21 protein-coding genes are annotated in these 16,385 nt (G+C 45.7%); all 21 read left to right on the top strand.

Annotation, left to right across the window (positions count from 1 at the left end; all coding sequences use genetic code 11):
- Positions 1-12: 12 nt before the first annotated feature.
- Positions 13-738 carry a phage head morphogenesis protein gene (locus tag ACY3ZI_RS13640; protein WP_487375335.1) on the top strand — a complete coding sequence of 242 codons (726 nt, stop codon included), beginning with the start codon at positions 13-15 and terminating at the stop codon, positions 736-738.
- Positions 735-1,997 carry a DUF2213 domain-containing protein gene (locus tag ACY3ZI_RS13635; RefSeq protein ID WP_487375334.1) on the top strand — a complete coding sequence of 421 codons (1,263 nt, stop codon included), beginning with the start codon at positions 735-737 and terminating at the stop codon, positions 1,995-1,997. The genes ACY3ZI_RS13640 and ACY3ZI_RS13635 overlap by 4 nt, the downstream gene beginning before the upstream one ends.
- The gene (locus tag ACY3ZI_RS13630) at positions 1,997-2,494 is read left to right on the top strand and encodes a structural cement protein Gp24 (RefSeq protein WP_473042832.1); all 498 of its coding nucleotides are present in this window, start codon (positions 1,997-1,999) and stop codon (positions 2,492-2,494) included. Before ACY3ZI_RS13635 ends, ACY3ZI_RS13630 begins: the two co-directional genes overlap by 1 nt.
- A complete protein-coding gene (locus ACY3ZI_RS13625) occupies positions 2,494-3,561 on the top strand; it encodes a major capsid family protein (protein ID WP_006814749.1) in 1,068 nt (355 codons plus the stop codon). The genes ACY3ZI_RS13630 and ACY3ZI_RS13625 overlap by 1 nt, the downstream gene beginning before the upstream one ends.
- A gap of 56 nt (positions 3,562-3,617) precedes the next feature.
- Entirely contained in the window at positions 3,618-3,959 is a 342-nt protein-coding gene (locus tag ACY3ZI_RS13620; RefSeq protein ID WP_154634582.1) for a hypothetical protein, read from the top strand.
- A 2-nt stretch (positions 3,960-3,961) separates the two neighbouring features.
- Entirely contained in the window at positions 3,962-4,393 is a 432-nt protein-coding gene (locus ACY3ZI_RS13615; RefSeq protein WP_487377541.1) for a DUF4054 domain-containing protein, read from the top strand.
- Positions 4,393-4,851: a hypothetical protein gene (locus tag ACY3ZI_RS13610; protein WP_187129406.1), complete on the top strand. Its 459-nt coding sequence runs from the start codon at positions 4,393-4,395 to the stop codon at positions 4,849-4,851. Before ACY3ZI_RS13615 ends, ACY3ZI_RS13610 begins: the two co-directional genes overlap by 1 nt.
- Positions 4,851-5,219, top strand: a complete 369-nt coding sequence (locus tag ACY3ZI_RS13605; RefSeq protein WP_187129405.1) for a phage collar protein — start codon at positions 4,851-4,853, stop codon at positions 5,217-5,219. Before ACY3ZI_RS13610 ends, ACY3ZI_RS13605 begins: the two co-directional genes overlap by 1 nt.
- Positions 5,209-5,724 (top strand): phage gateway protein, encoded by a 516-nt coding sequence (locus ACY3ZI_RS13600; protein ID WP_487375333.1) that lies wholly within the window; start codon positions 5,209-5,211, stop codon positions 5,722-5,724. Before ACY3ZI_RS13605 ends, ACY3ZI_RS13600 begins: the two co-directional genes overlap by 11 nt.
- 9 nt (positions 5,725-5,733) lie before the next feature.
- Complete coding sequence (locus ACY3ZI_RS13595; RefSeq protein ID WP_487375332.1) at positions 5,734-7,221, top strand: DUF3383 domain-containing protein; 1,488 nt, start codon at positions 5,734-5,736, stop codon at positions 7,219-7,221.
- A gap of 10 nt (positions 7,222-7,231) precedes the next feature.
- Positions 7,232-7,684 carry a phage tail fiber protein gene (locus ACY3ZI_RS13590; protein WP_487375331.1) on the top strand — a complete coding sequence of 151 codons (453 nt, stop codon included), beginning with the start codon at positions 7,232-7,234 and terminating at the stop codon, positions 7,682-7,684.
- 50 nt (positions 7,685-7,734) lie between these two features.
- Positions 7,735-8,193, top strand: a complete 459-nt coding sequence (locus ACY3ZI_RS13585; RefSeq protein ID WP_006661498.1) for a hypothetical protein — start codon at positions 7,735-7,737, stop codon at positions 8,191-8,193.
- An 82-nt stretch (positions 8,194-8,275) separates the two neighbouring features.
- Positions 8,276-10,408, top strand: a complete 2,133-nt coding sequence (locus tag ACY3ZI_RS13580; RefSeq protein WP_487375330.1) for a hypothetical protein — start codon at positions 8,276-8,278, stop codon at positions 10,406-10,408.
- On the top strand, positions 10,405-10,932 hold the full coding sequence (locus ACY3ZI_RS13575) for a phage baseplate protein (protein ID WP_108478004.1): 528 nt from the start codon (positions 10,405-10,407) through the stop codon (positions 10,930-10,932). The genes ACY3ZI_RS13580 and ACY3ZI_RS13575 overlap by 4 nt, the downstream gene beginning before the upstream one ends.
- 2 nt (positions 10,933-10,934) lie before the next feature.
- Positions 10,935-11,228 (top strand): phage baseplate plug family protein, encoded by a 294-nt coding sequence (locus ACY3ZI_RS13570; protein ID WP_108478005.1) that lies wholly within the window; start codon positions 10,935-10,937, stop codon positions 11,226-11,228.
- A complete protein-coding gene (locus tag ACY3ZI_RS13565) occupies positions 11,221-12,036 on the top strand; it encodes a baseplate hub protein (protein ID WP_006814738.1) in 816 nt (271 codons plus the stop codon). The genes ACY3ZI_RS13570 and ACY3ZI_RS13565 overlap by 8 nt, the downstream gene beginning before the upstream one ends.
- A 127-nt stretch (positions 12,037-12,163) precedes the next feature.
- Complete coding sequence (locus ACY3ZI_RS13560; protein ID WP_006814737.1) at positions 12,164-12,856, top strand: Gp138 family membrane-puncturing spike protein; 693 nt, start codon at positions 12,164-12,166, stop codon at positions 12,854-12,856.
- Positions 12,853-13,197 (top strand): contractile injection system sheath initiator, encoded by a 345-nt coding sequence (locus ACY3ZI_RS13555; protein ID WP_006814736.1) that lies wholly within the window; start codon positions 12,853-12,855, stop codon positions 13,195-13,197. Before ACY3ZI_RS13560 ends, ACY3ZI_RS13555 begins: the two co-directional genes overlap by 4 nt.
- The gene (locus tag ACY3ZI_RS13550; RefSeq protein ID WP_006814735.1) at positions 13,190-14,377 is read left to right on the top strand and encodes a baseplate J/gp47 family protein; all 1,188 of its coding nucleotides are present in this window, start codon (positions 13,190-13,192) and stop codon (positions 14,375-14,377) included. The genes ACY3ZI_RS13555 and ACY3ZI_RS13550 overlap by 8 nt, the downstream gene beginning before the upstream one ends.
- On the top strand, positions 14,374-15,033 hold the full coding sequence (locus ACY3ZI_RS13545; RefSeq protein WP_006814734.1) for a DUF2612 domain-containing protein: 660 nt from the start codon (positions 14,374-14,376) through the stop codon (positions 15,031-15,033). Before ACY3ZI_RS13550 ends, ACY3ZI_RS13545 begins: the two co-directional genes overlap by 4 nt.
- A gap of 5 nt (positions 15,034-15,038) precedes the next feature.
- Complete coding sequence (locus ACY3ZI_RS13540) at positions 15,039-16,328, top strand: phage baseplate protein (protein WP_487375329.1); 1,290 nt, start codon at positions 15,039-15,041, stop codon at positions 16,326-16,328.
- The last annotated feature ends 57 nt before the right edge of the window (positions 16,329-16,385 follow it).

The following is a 16,385-nucleotide window of genomic DNA, read 5'->3' as shown; positions in this document are numbered from 1 at the left end:
TTAATCAACTCAATGATTAAGGACTATGAAAAAGTATTTAGTGAACTGAGTGATGATTTTGACGGCGCCACGATGGACGCCAGTATCGCGAGTCAAACACGGATTTGGCTCAACCGGTTAAAACGCAAGTGGGATAAAATCTTTACTACGCAATCGAGCACCATGGCTGATAAGTTTGTTTCACAAGTCGACATCGGTGCGCAGCGTAATTTAGACGATTCCCTCAAGCAGCTTTCTGGCGGCATCACAATCAAAACACCTGCGATGCCTGAAGCGTTAAAAGATAAAATGATTGCTGCCACGGCTGAAAATGTTTCCCTGATTAAATCCATTCCTACTCAATTTCATCAACGTATTGAAAGTGTTGCTTTGCGTTCTATATCGCAAGGCGGTGAAGGTGCAAAAACTTTACTTGAAGAGATAAGGCCCCTTGTCAATGCAGAGAAAGAAAAGCTGGAAAGCCGAGCGAATTTTATCGCTGTTGATCAAACGCGAAAGATTACGACTGCGGCGAACTATGAGCGCATGAAATTAGCGGGAATTCGTAAGGCTATTTGGCATCACTCCGGCGGAAGCGCTGAACCTAGAGAGTGGCACTTACAGCTAGACGGTGAAGTCTTTGATTTAGACAACCCGCCAATTATTGACCCCAAAACGGGTGAGCGTGGATTGCCAGGGCAATTACCCAACTGTAAGTGCTTCTGGTCACCCGTTATCGACTTCGGCGAGGAGACATGACAAAACGAACTTATGACAACAATGGCTGGCTCGAAGTAAAAGACAACCCCATCTCTAAAGTTGGGGTTTTTGATTATTTGGGGGCTGAAATCGGGGCGCCGATACCCGACAAAATCTATCGCGTATTACGCCCACCGGAAGAATTAGCCAGCGAAGAGACCATCAACTCTTTCAAGTTAACCCCGTTCATTATTGAACATGAAATGCTGGGTAAATATGCCACCCCAGCGGAGAAGAAAGGCATTCAGGGTGTTATTGGTGAGAACGTGTATTTTGACCCTCCGTATCTTAGAGCCAATATCAAAATCTTTTCTAATGTCGCACTTAGCAATATCGACAGCGGCAAAATCGACCTTTCACCAGGCTACCGCAGTAAGTATGAATTTACCTCCGGTATTTATGAAGGGCAGCACTATGACGTAATTCAGCGTCACCTACGTGGAAATCACCTCGCATTAGTCGATGAAGGGAGAACAGGCCCTGACGTCGCTGTGCAAGATCACCTCGTTATCACTATCGACACAAAGGAATTTATTCGTATGAATCCAGAAGATGATAAAGAAAAGCAGACGAAAGATGAAGGGACGTTTACCCCTGAACAACTCGCTGCACTTAAAACCATTATCGCTGAGGCAATCGAAGCTGGTAAATCGACTTCAGATGAAGATCCAGAAAAGAAAGATACTTCTGACTCTGATCCTGAAGAGGATAAAAAAGCGGAAGATGTCGAAAAAACAGTTGAAGACGCCGAGGTTGCAGCGGAAGAAGCAGAGTCCGGTGACCCCGAAGCCGTCGAAGCTGCCGAGGTTGCGATTGAAGCAGCCGAAGAAGCGCTTGAAGAAGCTAAAGAAGAACTTGACCAAGCGACAACCGATAGCTTGAATCGCCGCATCAAGCGTCTTAAGCGTGGCATTACTACGATGGACGAAATGGCATCACTTAAGCGAAAAATGAATCGCTTAGAAAAATCCAAACCGACCATGGACACTGGTGCATTGTTAAAGCAAATCGGTGAGCGTGATTCATTAGCACATAAGCTAACTCCGTTCATTGGCGTGTTCGACCATGCCACCATGACGAAGCAGCAAGTGGCGGAGTATGGTGTTGATAAGCTCGGTATTCAATGCGGTAAGGGTAACGAAGCGATTGCACTTGATGCGTGGATGCAAGGGCGCGTACCGGACTCTCAGAAAGCTACATCAACGATGGACTCTGCGGTTAGCAACAAATCAATTATGGACAAATGGGGAGCTAAATAATGGCAATTCCTAAATCAGTGGCGCATGGATTAACGTCTGGCGTAGTGGGTGAAATCAGTCATGCTGGTCCGATTCGTGCCGTTGCTGCCATTCTCAGTTCTGAGGATGAAAAGCAAAATATCTTCGGTCGTGCGTACACCTACAAAGATGATTCGGTTGAATCTGTCCAAGTGGGTGGTAAGGGTGCGTTTGCGGGGATCATGATTAACCCCAAAGCGTATCGTGTTGAAGTGGGTTACGCACGTAACGGTACGCAAGGTGAATTTTTGGTAATGGGCGAAGTCTATGTCGAACTCGAAGAGGGGGTAGGTAAGATCAATGCGCCAGTTATCTTTGATGAAACGGACGGCTCACTTTCCTCCAAGCTTGTTCCTGCTGCTGGTGACCGCGTGATTGGTTTTGTTAGTCGTCACATTGAGTCCAGCGAATCAGCCCATTTGAGCGTTATTCGCTTAACGGAGATCCCATACCCAGTGGCAGTAAAGGAAGGTGAATAATGCCAGTCAGTCAACAAAAGTTTTATATGTCCGGTCGTGATATTCGCAAGCATGGTCAACTGAATATCCAACCTGACCAGAAGTGGACGTATCGCGAACTCGAACAAATCGGCTTTGGTGGTTTATCTGCAATGGACTCCGCAATTAGCGGCGCAGCAGTGCAAGGCGGGCTAATTCAGCGCGAGATGTTACAGCACGTTCTTCCTGGTCTGATTCGTACTGCAACTCGTGTTCGCGTACTGGATGAAATCACCGGTGTATTGAATGCTGGTGAATGGCACGATGAAGAAATTATCCTTAACGTGGCAACACCAACCGGTAAAGCCGAGCTCTACGGCGATCATACCAATGTGCCGTTAGCATCTTACATTCAAGACCAGGAGCGTCGCGGTATCGTGCGTTTTGAACAAGGCTTCCAAGTCGGTAAGTTAGAAGAAGCGCGCCAGTCTGCAGCAGGGTTTGAATCAGCAGCAGAGAAACGTAATGCGGCGGCTGAGTCATTAGAGCAAGGGCGTGAGCGCATTGGTTATTACGGTTTTAATGCCCCTGAAACCCGTGTTTTCGGTCTGTTAAATGAGCCTAATTTACCGGCTTATGAAACTGCATCGAAAAAGTGGAAAGGCGGTACGTTTGCGGATATCACGAAAGATATTACGGATATGTTCTCACGCATTGAGATCACCTCTGGCGGTATTATTAAAGATGACATCAATATCACCTTGACGTTGCCGTTAGGCTACCGTTCCGCGCTAAACGTTGCTAACCCTGTAGCGCGTGGTGAGACCGTGTATCAGTGGGTGAAAGAGAACTATCCAAACATGCGCTTTGTGTTTTCGCCTGAGTTTGTCGGCGCGAATGGTGGGGCTGATGTGGCGTATATGTTCGCTGACACTGTAGATGATGGCTCAACTGCAACCAGCGCGACAATCTTGCAAGTCGTGCCGGTTAAGTACCAATTACTGGGTTCACAAGCTCAGATTAAAGGTTATTTAGAGGATGCGACTAACGCAACAGCCGGTGTCTTTGTCACGCGTCCTTGGGCGATCACCCGTCTAACGGGCATCTAACTTAACCACTTCCTTTTTTACGCCCTCATTTGAGGGCTTTTTTATTGGAGAAAGCCATGTCTCTCTACGTTTATTGCACATTATCAAACGACCAAAATTACTCCGTTAAAGACGGCAAGGTGTTTATTGCAGGTCAAGCCAACATCATGACTAAGCACATGTATACCCCGCGTGGGCGTGTCACGGAAATTAGTGATGAACAATACGCCCAACTTAAAGATAATCATGTATTTCAGTTGCATAAAGAAAACGGGTTTATCAGTGTGGAAAATCGCAAAGAAGATCCAGATAAAGTGGCCACAAATATGGAAGCCAGTGACAACTCAGCACCTGAAACACCTGAATCACTGGAAGCGGCTAAGCAGGAAGTCCCGAAAACCAACAAAAAGGGTAAATGATGATGGAGGCGAGCACATTTCCCCTTCAATCATTTCGTGTGCTCCGTCCACAGTTCAACGGGGTGCCTGATGATGACATTTATGTTATCGCCCAATCTGCGTTGAATTATTTCTCGCCTTGCCGTGGTGTCTGTACCAATGAATTGTGGATGTTGGTTGTTGCTCATATGCTGGATTTGAATCAACAAATTGCAGAAGGTGCCGCGCCAACGGGTGTTGTCACCAGTGTTACTATGGACAAAATCAGCGTGTCATATTCTGCGCCCCCTGCCGGTTCCGATTGGTCGCACTGGTTCAAAATGACCACCTACGGGCAGCAGTTCTTAGCGCTAATTAAACACTGTAGCGTACCTCAATACTTTGGTGGTGCGGGTGAGCGCTCGGCATTTCGTGGCGTTGGTGGGCGATTCACGCGAGGAGGGCGGTTGCGTTAATGACGAAATTAGCCCAGTTAAAAGCGGTTTACGATGAGTTAGCCAAGAAACAGCTTAAAGTCGGCTTCTTTGATCATTCCAAATACCCTGACGGTACGCCCATTGCGTATGTTGCTGCTATTCAGGAATTAGGTTATCCCGAAGGCGGTATTCCTCCTCGCTCGTTTTTTCGCCCTACGATGAGTGATAAAAAATCAGAGTATGGTTCGTTAATCTTTCGTGCCGCTAAAGCAGCTGCAAAGGGAAATATCACAGTCACTGATGGGCTAACTCAAGTGGGCGCAAAAGCGGCTAGTGATGTGAAATTAGCAATCAAAGCAGTAACAACACCCGCATTAGATGATGCAACGGTAAAGGCTCGTGCGCGGCGACATAGCAAAGGCAAATCGACGAATAAGCCACTAGTTGATACTGGGCAGATGTTAAATGCGGTGGCTTTTGTGGTGGAGGAAAAATAATGTTTGGTAATTTGCACCGCATTGCTTCGCGCTATATTCCTCAGCAAAAAGCCCTGTGGTTTCGCTTCAAAAGCCGTGACCCCGATGATTTAGGGCATGACCAAAACCAATATCATGAGCCGGTTGATATTCGTGGTAGTTGGCAAGCCGTCGATACCCAAGATGCTCAATCAATGGGCTTCGATTCAAACCAAGTTTATCGCCGCTTTTATACTTCCCATGATATCAAAGGTATTCAGCGCGGTGCCTCACCGGATTATCTTGTTTTTAATGGCAAGAAATACGATGTGATGGGTGATGCGGACTGGTATGAGCAGGACGGCTGGAAATCAGTGATTTGTATTGAGGTGGGTACTTATGACGGATAACGATGTCGATATAGCCATTCGTAAACAGCTTCTTTTTCAACTCAAAGAGGCAGGAATTGATATCCCCGTAAAAGCGGGTTTTCAATCAACCAAACAAGGCCGCGAAGAAAACATGGTCATATTTTTCCCCATTGATGAGCATGGTCACGGTTGGCAGGGGAGAAAATATAACGTTCAAGGTGAAAAATCGAATCACCAAGAAAGCCAGTTATCTGAAAAGACATACCAGTTTCAAGCCCTAATCACCGATTTAGGGTGTTATACGGCGGGAGACATTACCGCTATTGTCAGAATGATTACCAACTCTTTGCCATTTATTGAAGCATTAAGAAAGCAAGGTGTTGGCATTCAACGTGCAAGTACAATTCGTAGACCTTATTTTCTTAATGATCATGGCAACTACGAACAAAACCCCTCGTTCGACCTTACCGTTTCATTCACCAGGACATTACTTCCGGATACAGCGGCTGTTAGTGCGCTATATCCTGACATTCACCGCATATAAGGTTTTACTATGCCAATTAAACAAAATCGATACGTTGATATCGCATCGGCGGTTATTGGCGCGTCTGCTGTTCCGATGCGTAAATTAATCGGTCGCTTATTTTCCACTAATCCCAAAATTCCCGCTGGTAAGGTTTTAGAGTTTGCCAGTGGTCAAGTTGATGAATTGCTGGGCGCGGATTCGCCGGAAGCGCACTTTGCCCGTCAGTATTTCAGTTATGTTAGCCCCGCTCCGGTGAGCAAGCCCAAAGCACTGCAAATCGCATCTTATGAGCCAGTAGGAAGAGCACCTATGCTGTTCGGTACTAAGGCAGCGGCATTAGCGGATTTAAAAATGATTGCGGATGGTACCTTGTCTGTCACTATCGGTGCTATCACCAAAGATTACAAAGAATTGGATTTGTCAGAGGTGAAATCGTATGCCGATATTGCATCGATGATCCAAGCGAAACTGAATGCAGAGCCTGAGCCTCAGTTCTCAAACAGCTATTTGACGTTTAATTCCCTGAATAGTTGCTTTGAGTTAAGTGGTGGCGTTCAGGAACGCGCCTCTATCGGTGTCGCTTACTCTGTTCTGTCGAATGCGATGGGATTATCATCCGGTACCACATCCGAAGGCAACCCGGCACAGACGCCACTCGAAGCTTTCATTGTGGCTGAACAAGTCTCTGACTCCTTTGGTAGCGCGACATTCTTAGATGAAATGTCATTAGAGCAGGCGGTACCGCTGGCGCAATATGTTGCCGGTGAGAATGTGAAGTATCAACTTCATTTAAGTGTGAGTAAAGGCAAGGTTGAAGATTTTAGCGCCGCGTTAATCAGTACCGCATCTGTGGGGCTTAATCTTAAAACAGAAAGTCTCTATTACGTTCAAGCGCTGCCAATGGCAATCATGGCCGCAACGGATTACGACCGTACTAATGCAACGACGAACTATATGTTCCGTCAATTTAGCATTACGTTCCCAGCACAAGTGACGACTGATAAAGATGCCAATCTTTACGATAAATCTCGCGTGAACTATTACGGCGAAACGGCGGTTGCAGGTTCGAAAATTCGTTTTTATCAGCGCGGATTTTTGTGTGGAGGCCCATCTAATCCACTGGATATGAGTGTTCATGCTAACGAGCAATGGTTAAAAGCTTATATCACTCAGCAATGGCTCAGTGTGTTACTCGTTACGCGTGGTGTTCCAGCGAACAAAGATGGGGAAGCCCGTGCGCTCATGGTTATTGCTGGGGCGGTTACCAAGGCATTAGAGAACGGCACGATTTTAGCCGGCAAGGAAATCACCGAGGTTCAAAAACTGGCGATTGCCGATGCGTCCGGTGATGACCTCGCATGGCATGACGTGCAAGACAAGGGCTACTGGTACAACGCCCAAATCGTCGAAAGCACAGGCGAGAGCGGATTACCCGAATACGTCATGAAATACGTACTGATTTATGGCAAAGGTGACTGGGTGCGTAAAGTCGAAGGCTCACATAATTTAGCATAAGGAATAGATAATGAGCGATATTTCAGCAACAGGCTTGAGTTTAACGATTCAAGCCTCTAAAACTTTTCCAGCCGGTATCTTAATCACTACCTTTGCTGATGATGCAGATCCGCTGGATTTACCAGCGGTCGATATTGCGCAGACGGGCATGGACATTAACGGCAATTTGGTGAGCTGGTCAACCCCGACACCGCAGACGGTGACGATTAACGTTTTAGCTGGTAGTGAAGAAGACCAAAACCTGTCGATTTTGCTAGAGGCAAACACAGCGAAAAAAGGACGTCGTCATGCCGGTGATATGATCACCATGGTAGCATCGTACGGAGATGGTTCTACAGTCACAGCGCGTAACGGAAAAATGACCAATGGTAGTCGCGGTAATTCAGCGGCATCCGCAGGTAAGTTGAAAGCGAAGCAATACATCTTTGTTTTCCAAGACTTCGACAGCACGCGAGTCCGTTAATTCACTTCCAACTATGGCGGGGCTACCCGCCTTTTTTATAGGTTCACATCATGTTAATTAAACCCAAAGAAGTCGCTATCAAAGACGTTGATGGTGACGAAAAGCTATTTGTGATCAGCCGACTGCCAGCAACGGTTGGGCGTGAAATTTTGGCTAAATATCCACTGTCTAACGCACCGAAAATAGGTGATTACGATGTCAGTAAAGAAGCCATGCTGAAAATGATGGCGTATGTCTGTGTTGTGGTTGATGGGGATGAAATTCCACTCAAAACGCAAACCTTGATTGATAACCACGTCCCCGATGGTGAGTCTCTAATTCGCTTAGAGCTGGAGATGTTGAAGTACAACACCAGTTTTTTCGGGGGCGACGGGAACTCAGGCTTCCTCCATTACCTGCTCAGCAAGGTAAGCGGTTCACTCCCGTCGATTATAAAAACGCTGATGGGTTCTTTGCAGTCATCCTCAGCGAAGACCTCGCCACCCTCTCAGAGCTCAAAACCTCAATAGATTTAGAAGAGGCGATGGACCTGTGGGAAATCGCTATCATTAATCGCTACAACGAAGCCTTAGCTGCTTCAAAGGATAGATAATGTCGTTAATGGATACGTTTGTTCAGGTCTTTGAATTTGATACTCGGCAAGCCGACCAAGCCTTTGACAAAGTCCAGCGTTCTACTGACGACATTATCAAAGGCATGAAGAAAACCCAAGAGGCGGCTGAGCAGAGCTCACTCACGTTTGGTAGTGTGATGAACGATCTGTGGCAATCGCTTCAAGGGCTATCAGGTGAACACCCAATTGATTTTTCAACAAATGCCGAAGAGGTCAGTACCCAGACTTCTGCTGTTAAGTCACAATTGGATTCCGTGAGCACCGCTTTAGTCGCTTTGGATGAGCAGCGAGAGGTCACAGATGCCGGTTGGAGTGAAACTCAGTCGACATTGGGTGAGCTGGATGAGCATTACCAATTATTACACGGTGATATTGCTCAATTATCCACAGGCATGACTGAACTTGAGAACACAGAAAATCAAAGTGTTGCGACTAAACGTTTGGCTAACGCGATAATTCAAGCCTTACAAGGTAATTATAAAGAGCTGATTCGCATTGTTGACGAAATGCGAGCCAAGGGAGTTGAGGCTGCAAATAGCGAAGTCAAAGCGCAAGGTGAGGTTCAAAAAGCCTTAGATAATACCGACGCTAAATACCAAAAAACTGGTAATACTGTCGTTTCTTTTGCGAAAAAAGCATTAGGGGCAGTGGGCTTATTGATGGGCGCGACTGCGATGGTGAGCGAATCTATCACGCGCTCCGCTGAGATTGAATCACTTGATAAGTTAGGCAAAAAAATTAATGTGGCCACAGCCGATGTGGACGCATTTGCAGGCTCAATGGCTGAGCTTGGTGGAACGCGAGATGCGGCTCAAGCCGATTTATCCTCAATGGCAAAATCGTTTGGGTTTGCTAAAAACTCAATGGAAAAAGTCCTGAAAACGGCAGATAAAGTGCAGGGCATGAAGTTCGACAAAGCCAAAGCAACATTGTCTGCATTGGGCGTGACCGATGATAAAACGGTCGAACTCATGATGAAGGGGCGTAAAGAGCTTGAACGGATGATGGGTATTCAAAAAGAATACTCTGGTATCAATAAAGAAAGTATTGAGCAATCTATCAAGTTTAACAAAGCCATGCAGGGGTTTAAGCAGTCTTCCGGCTTACTGAAAAACAGTTTTCTTGAAATGGTTATCCCTGTTTTAACTAAGGGGTTTGAGTGGATTAATAAGTTTGTTGGTTTCTGTAAAGACAACAAGCAATTAATGATTGGTTTCTTCATTGCGATTGGTTCTGCAGTCGCGATTTTCTATGTCCCTTCAATGATAGCAGCGGCAACCGCTACGCTTGCGGCAACGTGGCCCATATTGGCAATTGTTGCTGTTATCGCGTTACTCGCGGCAGCGTTCGCCTTTGTCTATGACGACATCATGAATTTCATCGACGGCAACGATTCGATGATTGGTCGTATTCTTGAAGAATACCCTGAGTTGAAAGAGGTCATTCTACGGCTTTGGCAAACGTTTAAAATTCTGTTTGAGTACCTGATGGTTGCGGTGAAGTTCGTCGCTGATATTGTTGTTGATGCCTATAACACGATGAATAATGCGCTCAATCAATTCATTGATTGGTTAGTGTTAAGTATCAATGCGATAGTCAGTTGGGGAAATGATTTCAAAGGTGTTTTTAACACCGTATCAGATGCCGTTGTCGGCATTTTTAAATGGCTATGGGCTCAAATTCAGCAATACCTTGGCTGGATCAATGACGGATTAGATGCCATTAAAAATGGTTGGAGCACTGTCAAAGGTTGGTTTGGCTTTGAAGATGCGGAAGTGACTCAGACTGTTGAGCGTAAAGTCTCTGCAGACGGGACGATAGAGCACTCGATCCCTGAAACGCCAAAACTGTCCGAAGAGGATACAGCTTTACTTGTTCAAGGGTTAAATCAGCAAATTACAAGCATGTCGACTAATCCGATGAATCCTGTCACTAGTCAAGCAATCAGCAATCAATCCAGCACCGTCAACGAAAACACGGTTAACGTTGGTGAGTTGAAGGTATTGACTCAGGCAACGGATGCTCAGGGCATGGCGAGCGGAGCTAAAGATGCTCTACAGTCACAGCTTCAGGATGTTGGTCAGCAACATGATACAGGGTGGAGCAAATGATCACCGAAGTTAAAATATTCAATGTGGATAATTTTACGACGTTATTTGAAACCGCAAGCCCGATTCAAATCAATGTCCGTGACGAGCATAAAGCGACGCAGTTTGCTGTCGAATCAGGTGAGACGCGTAGCGATCATGTCGTTGTTCAGCCGGTTGAAATTGGCATGGATTTAATTCTCGCTGGTGAGATGAAAAATGCATTTGAGCTTATGCAGCAAGCGTATGACAAACATCAATTAGTCGGCATCCAAACGCGGGTTAAAACCTATCAACCCATGCTGATAGGGAATTTCTATCATGATGAAATTCCCGAAATGGCTGATGCGATTAAGTTGTCATTACGCTTCACTGAGTGGCGAACGGTCGAGCCGGAATATGGTGACTTGCCACCACGTAAAGTCGCGAAAAAAGAGCAATCTAGCACTGTGAACCGCGGTAAAGTTCAAACTTCAACGGTACCGGAGAAAAAGAAAAAGTCTGCGGCCACTAAAGTTGCTGATGGCGAATTTAAATTTGGGTGGTAGTGATGAAAGAAATTCCATTAAACGCAGTCCCCAACCAGCGATTGAGGGTAAGCCTTGGCGATGACGAGTGGGAGCTCACAATAAAAGTCGCCCGTAGTGTCATGTTCTGCGACATTAAGCGCAATGACGAGATGTTAATACAGGGCGTTCGTGTGATGCCGAACCAACCATTGATCCCCTATCGCTATTTAGCTGGAAACGGTAATTTTGCATTCATCACAGACAACGATGAGTTACCGTGGTGGGAGCAGTTCGGAAAGGCTCACTATCTTGTGTGGTGGGGTGACGATGATTGATTTACGCCGCATTAGAGTCGGCATTGAGGTAAATGGGCGACTGCAGTGGTATGAGGGCTTGCGTATAAAAGCCAATGGCACCAAGTACGCCAACCCATTACAGAATGAGTGTACGGTCAACATTGACGGTTTAAATGCGGATACGCGCAATATGCTGTTAACGGAAACCAGTCCATATGCAAAAAGTAAAACGCCACACCGGTTAATTGTTGAAGCCGGTCGCGCCAGTACGGGGGTGTTTCGGATTTATGTGGGTGATATTGTTAGTGCTGAAATAGCATCCCCACCGGATGTCACACTGACGTTGAAAGCTAAAACCAACAACGCCACTGCGCGGGAAATGGTATCAACGTCCGGTTCGGCAATGAACAAGCTGAGTGATATCGCGAAGAATATCGCCCAAGATTGTCATGTAAAACTCGACTTTCAAGCCACTGATAAGAACATTGCGAACTGGTATTTTTGCGGGTCGGCACTCAAGCAAGTCGAAAAACTTCAAGAGGCTGGCAAGGTAAAAGCGTTTATTGACGATGATGTGTTGTATGTCAAAGACCAGGATAAAGCATTGTCGGGTCGACTGCGTATTTTAAACCAAAAATCCGGCATGGTAGGCATCCCCAAAGCCACTGAAAAAGGCGTTGATGTCACTTATCTCATTGATGCGGAGTCGTCGCTCGGCGGCATGCTGCGCCTTGAGAGTAAGTTTAATCCCGCACTTAACGGCGATTACATTATTGAGCAGTTGAAGTTCGATATTGCTTCTCACGACGATCCTTTTTTCTATCAAGCGACCTGTAAGCGTGCTTAAGTCAATTTAGTCCAGCTTAAGTAATTAAAAACTACTTTGATATCAAATTATTAGTTTTCATTGTGACTAATTGGATTTTTACTCCCGGTTTTTAGTCCGTCGATTCTCTCTAATTTAAAGGTAAGAAATGAACCAGCCCAATAGTGATATTGCTAGCGAAGGCAGCTTGGCAGGGCAGCTCTCGGCTGCATTTCGCAATTTCCTGATGAATATTGATGACATGCTTCCGGCAACGGTAGTGAGTTATGACGACGATACCAATCGCGCCGTTATTAAACCGCTAGTCATGATGGTTTCTACTGAAGGACAAAAAATGGGGCGAGCTGCAGTACCGAATATCCCTGTTTTTCGTTTTGGCGGTGGTGGCTTTTTTATCCGCATGCCAATTAAGCCGGGGGATTTTGGCTGGCTCAAAGCCAATGACCGAGACGTCAGTTTGATTTTTCAGCGTGGCGGCTTAGAAGATGAACCCAATACCGCGCGTTTGCATACTTTTAGTGATGCCATGTTTTATCCCGATACGCTCAAAGGCTGGCTGATTGATGGAAAAAATGCCGATGCTTTAGTGATCCAATCTATGGATGGCTCTGTGTGCTTATCATTGCATGAAGATAAGGCGGTTTTAGATGCACCAAAATTTATCTCTAATGCTCCAGAAAATGAGTTTAACGGCAATGTGATTATCAATGGTAATCATGAGGTTAATGGTAACAGTGACTCAAATGGCGGCACTATGAAGCACAACGGCAAAGATATCGGGTCTACACATAAACATGACAAAGTCCAAAGAGGTGACAGTAATACAGGAGAACCCGTATGAGGACATTTAACGTCAACAGTAATAACGACATCCACATTGGCAATGATGGAAATTTGTCGATTGTGAGTGGTGAACGGGCATCCGAAAAACGTTGCGAACATTACGCGAAGGCACTGCGCGGAGAGATGTTGCATAAGTTGGACTTGGGTATTCCGTATTGGAAAACCACATTTGGACGACAGGCTGATATCCCGCTGTTTGAATCTGCGTTCCGCGACCGTATGCGTGAGCTGGATGATGTGATATCGGTCGTGTCATTCTCGGCATTAATCACAGATAACACGCTGAAATACACTGCAGTGATACAAACGATTTATGGGGAGATAACGCTCAATGGCTGATTATCAATTTATTACATCGCAAGGGGTGATTATTCCCGATACCAGCAAGTTACGTGAAGACGTTGAAAACGAGTATAGAGGCGTGTTTGGTCAGGACTTAGATGTTAACCCCGAAACGCCGCAGGGCGCTCTGATCACCATGGAAGTGGAGAACCGAGATGCTGTCGCTCGTAACAATGCCGAATTAGCCAATCAAATTAACCCCGATTTGGCCGGCGGCATTTTTCTTGATGCAATCTGGGCATTGATGGGGGGTCAGCGCTTTGATGCGACACACTCATTTCTGACGCAGGTTAAGTTTAGCGGCGTTGCCGGTACCATTATCCCCAAAGGTTCACAGGCAACGACACGGGGAGGCGATATCTTTGAAACAACAAAGGTATTAATTCTTGGTAAAGATGGTACGGCTACGGGGGATATGCGTTCCATTGAGACTGGTGCTATCGAGTGTGGCGTTGGTCAGTTGGATAAAGTAGCCAGTTCAGTGCTTGGCTGGGAAACTGTCAGTAACCCGACATCTGCGACGTTAGGGCGGATTGAAGAGTCCGATTTGCACGCGAGACGCAGGCGTAAGCAAACACTCGCGCGAAATACGGTGAGTGTTGGGGAGGCGATCACATCAGCACTCTATGAGCTGGAAGGGGTACGCTCTTTAGCTTATAGAGAGAATTATGGCGACACACCGATTATTTTTGATGGGATCACTTTGGTACCACATAGCGTTTACGTTTGTGTTGAAGGGGGAGATAAGAATCAAATTGCCCAATCCTTACTGAGAACAAAAACACTCGGCGCGGCCTTTAACGGCAGTGAAGAAGTTGAGGTACTTGAGAAAATCAGCGGTCAAACGTACCCCGTGAAATTCGATAGAGCAAAAGAAATTGTGTTGTTTTGCCGGGTAACGGTAAAAAAAGCCACGGTGGATGCGCAAACTATTATACCCAAGGCGGTCGAGTCTTGGGCGAATGGTGATGTAGAGGGCGACGGTGGTTTAGTGGTTGGTCGTGATGTTTCTCCATTTGAAATTTCAGCCGGTATTAATACCGTAGAGCCAAGACTGTTTATTACTCGCGTAGAGCTTTCAACAGATGGTAAAGCGTGGTCCTCTGATAACTTCACGATAAAGCTGAATGAAGTGGCTCGTATAAAAGGCAGTGCTGTACAAGTGGTGATTGTATGAAATCAGTACAATCATTTGATTTTCATTCGGATTTATTAAAAGCCATTCTTTGGCAATATGAAGAGGCTGAAAACCTCAAGGCACTAGCAAAATACAAGTCAGATTACTTTGAGCGTTCCACCATAGAATTTTGGCGTAACTGGTACCGCGATGTTTTTAATATCGACACGGCAAATGAATTTGGGCTCAATATCTGGTCACGCATCCTCGATGTACCGTTAGGGATTGACGTTCCTCCCAGCGATAAAACGAAAGTGGGGCTTGGTTTTGGTAAAAAGAAAGCCAATTTTAAAGCTAACTTTCGGCGTAATTCAGATTACACATTGTCACTGACGGTAGAGCAAAAGCGGCTGATCATCCGTATGCGTTATTTCAATCTCACTCAAAGCCCCACAGTGACCAATATTAATGAGTTTCTGCGTCGATTTTTCTGGCAAGAAGACAGCAAAGTCTTTGTGTTAGATCCGCTAGACATGACTTACATGTACTACGTCTTCAACTACAACCCTGACGAACGCCTAAGGCTTTTGCTAGAAAACTTCGATCTCATGCCTCGCCCATCTGGCGTTGGCGTCAAATATCGTATTGTGACGAAGAAATCCTTCGGTCACGGAAAATTCCGCAAAAACTTCCTGAGCAGTAATTTCGGAGCATAAACACAATGACTAAAATCTTTAAAGTTCCCTTTGCAACACAAGGGGATCGAACTTCTATTCCCAATGAAGTGCAATCCGATGGCGCCGTGTCTTACACGCAAGGCTATGGATATGATTATGAGCGCGATCAAGTATCAGACCCTGCAGCTAAAGATATCGAACGTGAAAAAATGAACGGCATATTTCACGATATTACTGAAGCGGTGGGTGAGATCCAAAATTACGGTTTTCCTAAATGGGCAGAAGAGGGCAAGCCTTATCCTATTCGAGCCATTGTTTATCATAAAAACAAAGTGTGGCAGTCCAAAGTTGAGAATAATGAAATAGAGCCGGTTGCTGGTGCTCAGTGGGCTGAATTAAAAGCGGACTTAACCGCTGGCGACATCAACGTTTATAACAAGACGGAGTCAGATAAGCGATACCAGCCTTTGGGGAATTATCAGGCTGCAGGGTATAGCTACTCCAAACAAGAGTCTGACTCCAATTTCCAGCCAAAGGGTAATTATGCGCCCGCAGGCAACTATGCCATGAAAGGTGATAGTTACACGAAAGCAGAGGGCGATGGGCGCTATCAGGCAAAAGGGAATTATGCGCCTGCAGGCGACTATGCAACGAATACGGCACTAACCAGCGGATTAAACACAAAACTCAATACAAGTAACGTAGCTCAAGGAACCGGGAGCTCAACAGCCAATGTCATGAGTCAAAAAGCCGTTACTGATGCCTTACAAAATGCTGTTAACCTCAATGCTATTTATCCGATTGGTATTGTTGTTTGGTTCGCGCAGAATAAAAATCCGAACACTTTATTCCCCGGTACTAAGTGGCAATATATCGGTGAAAATAAAACCATTCGCTTAGCCGCAGCGAGCGGTAACAATGTCTTATCTACAGGTGGCTCTGACTCCGTCACATTAACAGAAGCACAAATGCCAGCTCATAGCCATGCTTTCTCAGAGACGACAAATAGCGCCGGTGGGCATACTCATAACCGTGGAACCATGGAGATTAACGGGCAGTTTGCTGCGGTAAGGCGAGGGGGGAATCAAAATAATACCTTAAGTGGTGCATTTGCAACTCGAACACATTGGAATGCAGGAACCAGTTATGGTGGCGGGGATGATGCTGGTGGACTATGGACCTTTCAGGCGTCCAAAGGTTGGACTGGTGAAACGTCTAATAATGGCGATCATACACACTCAGTGTCAGGAACAACAGGAAATAAAGGCGGAGGGGCATCTGTTAATATAACGAATGCTTATATCATGTTGATGGGGTGGTATAGAATTAGTTAATTTATAGATAACTTTCTAATTAGTGTTGAGTTATTACTAACGCATGATTTTTAGGTT

Source organism: Providencia sp. LY12, assembly GCF_057621555.1.
The sequence above is the reverse complement of the archived record's forward strand: the minus strand, read 5'-3'. Positions and strand labels throughout refer to the sequence as shown.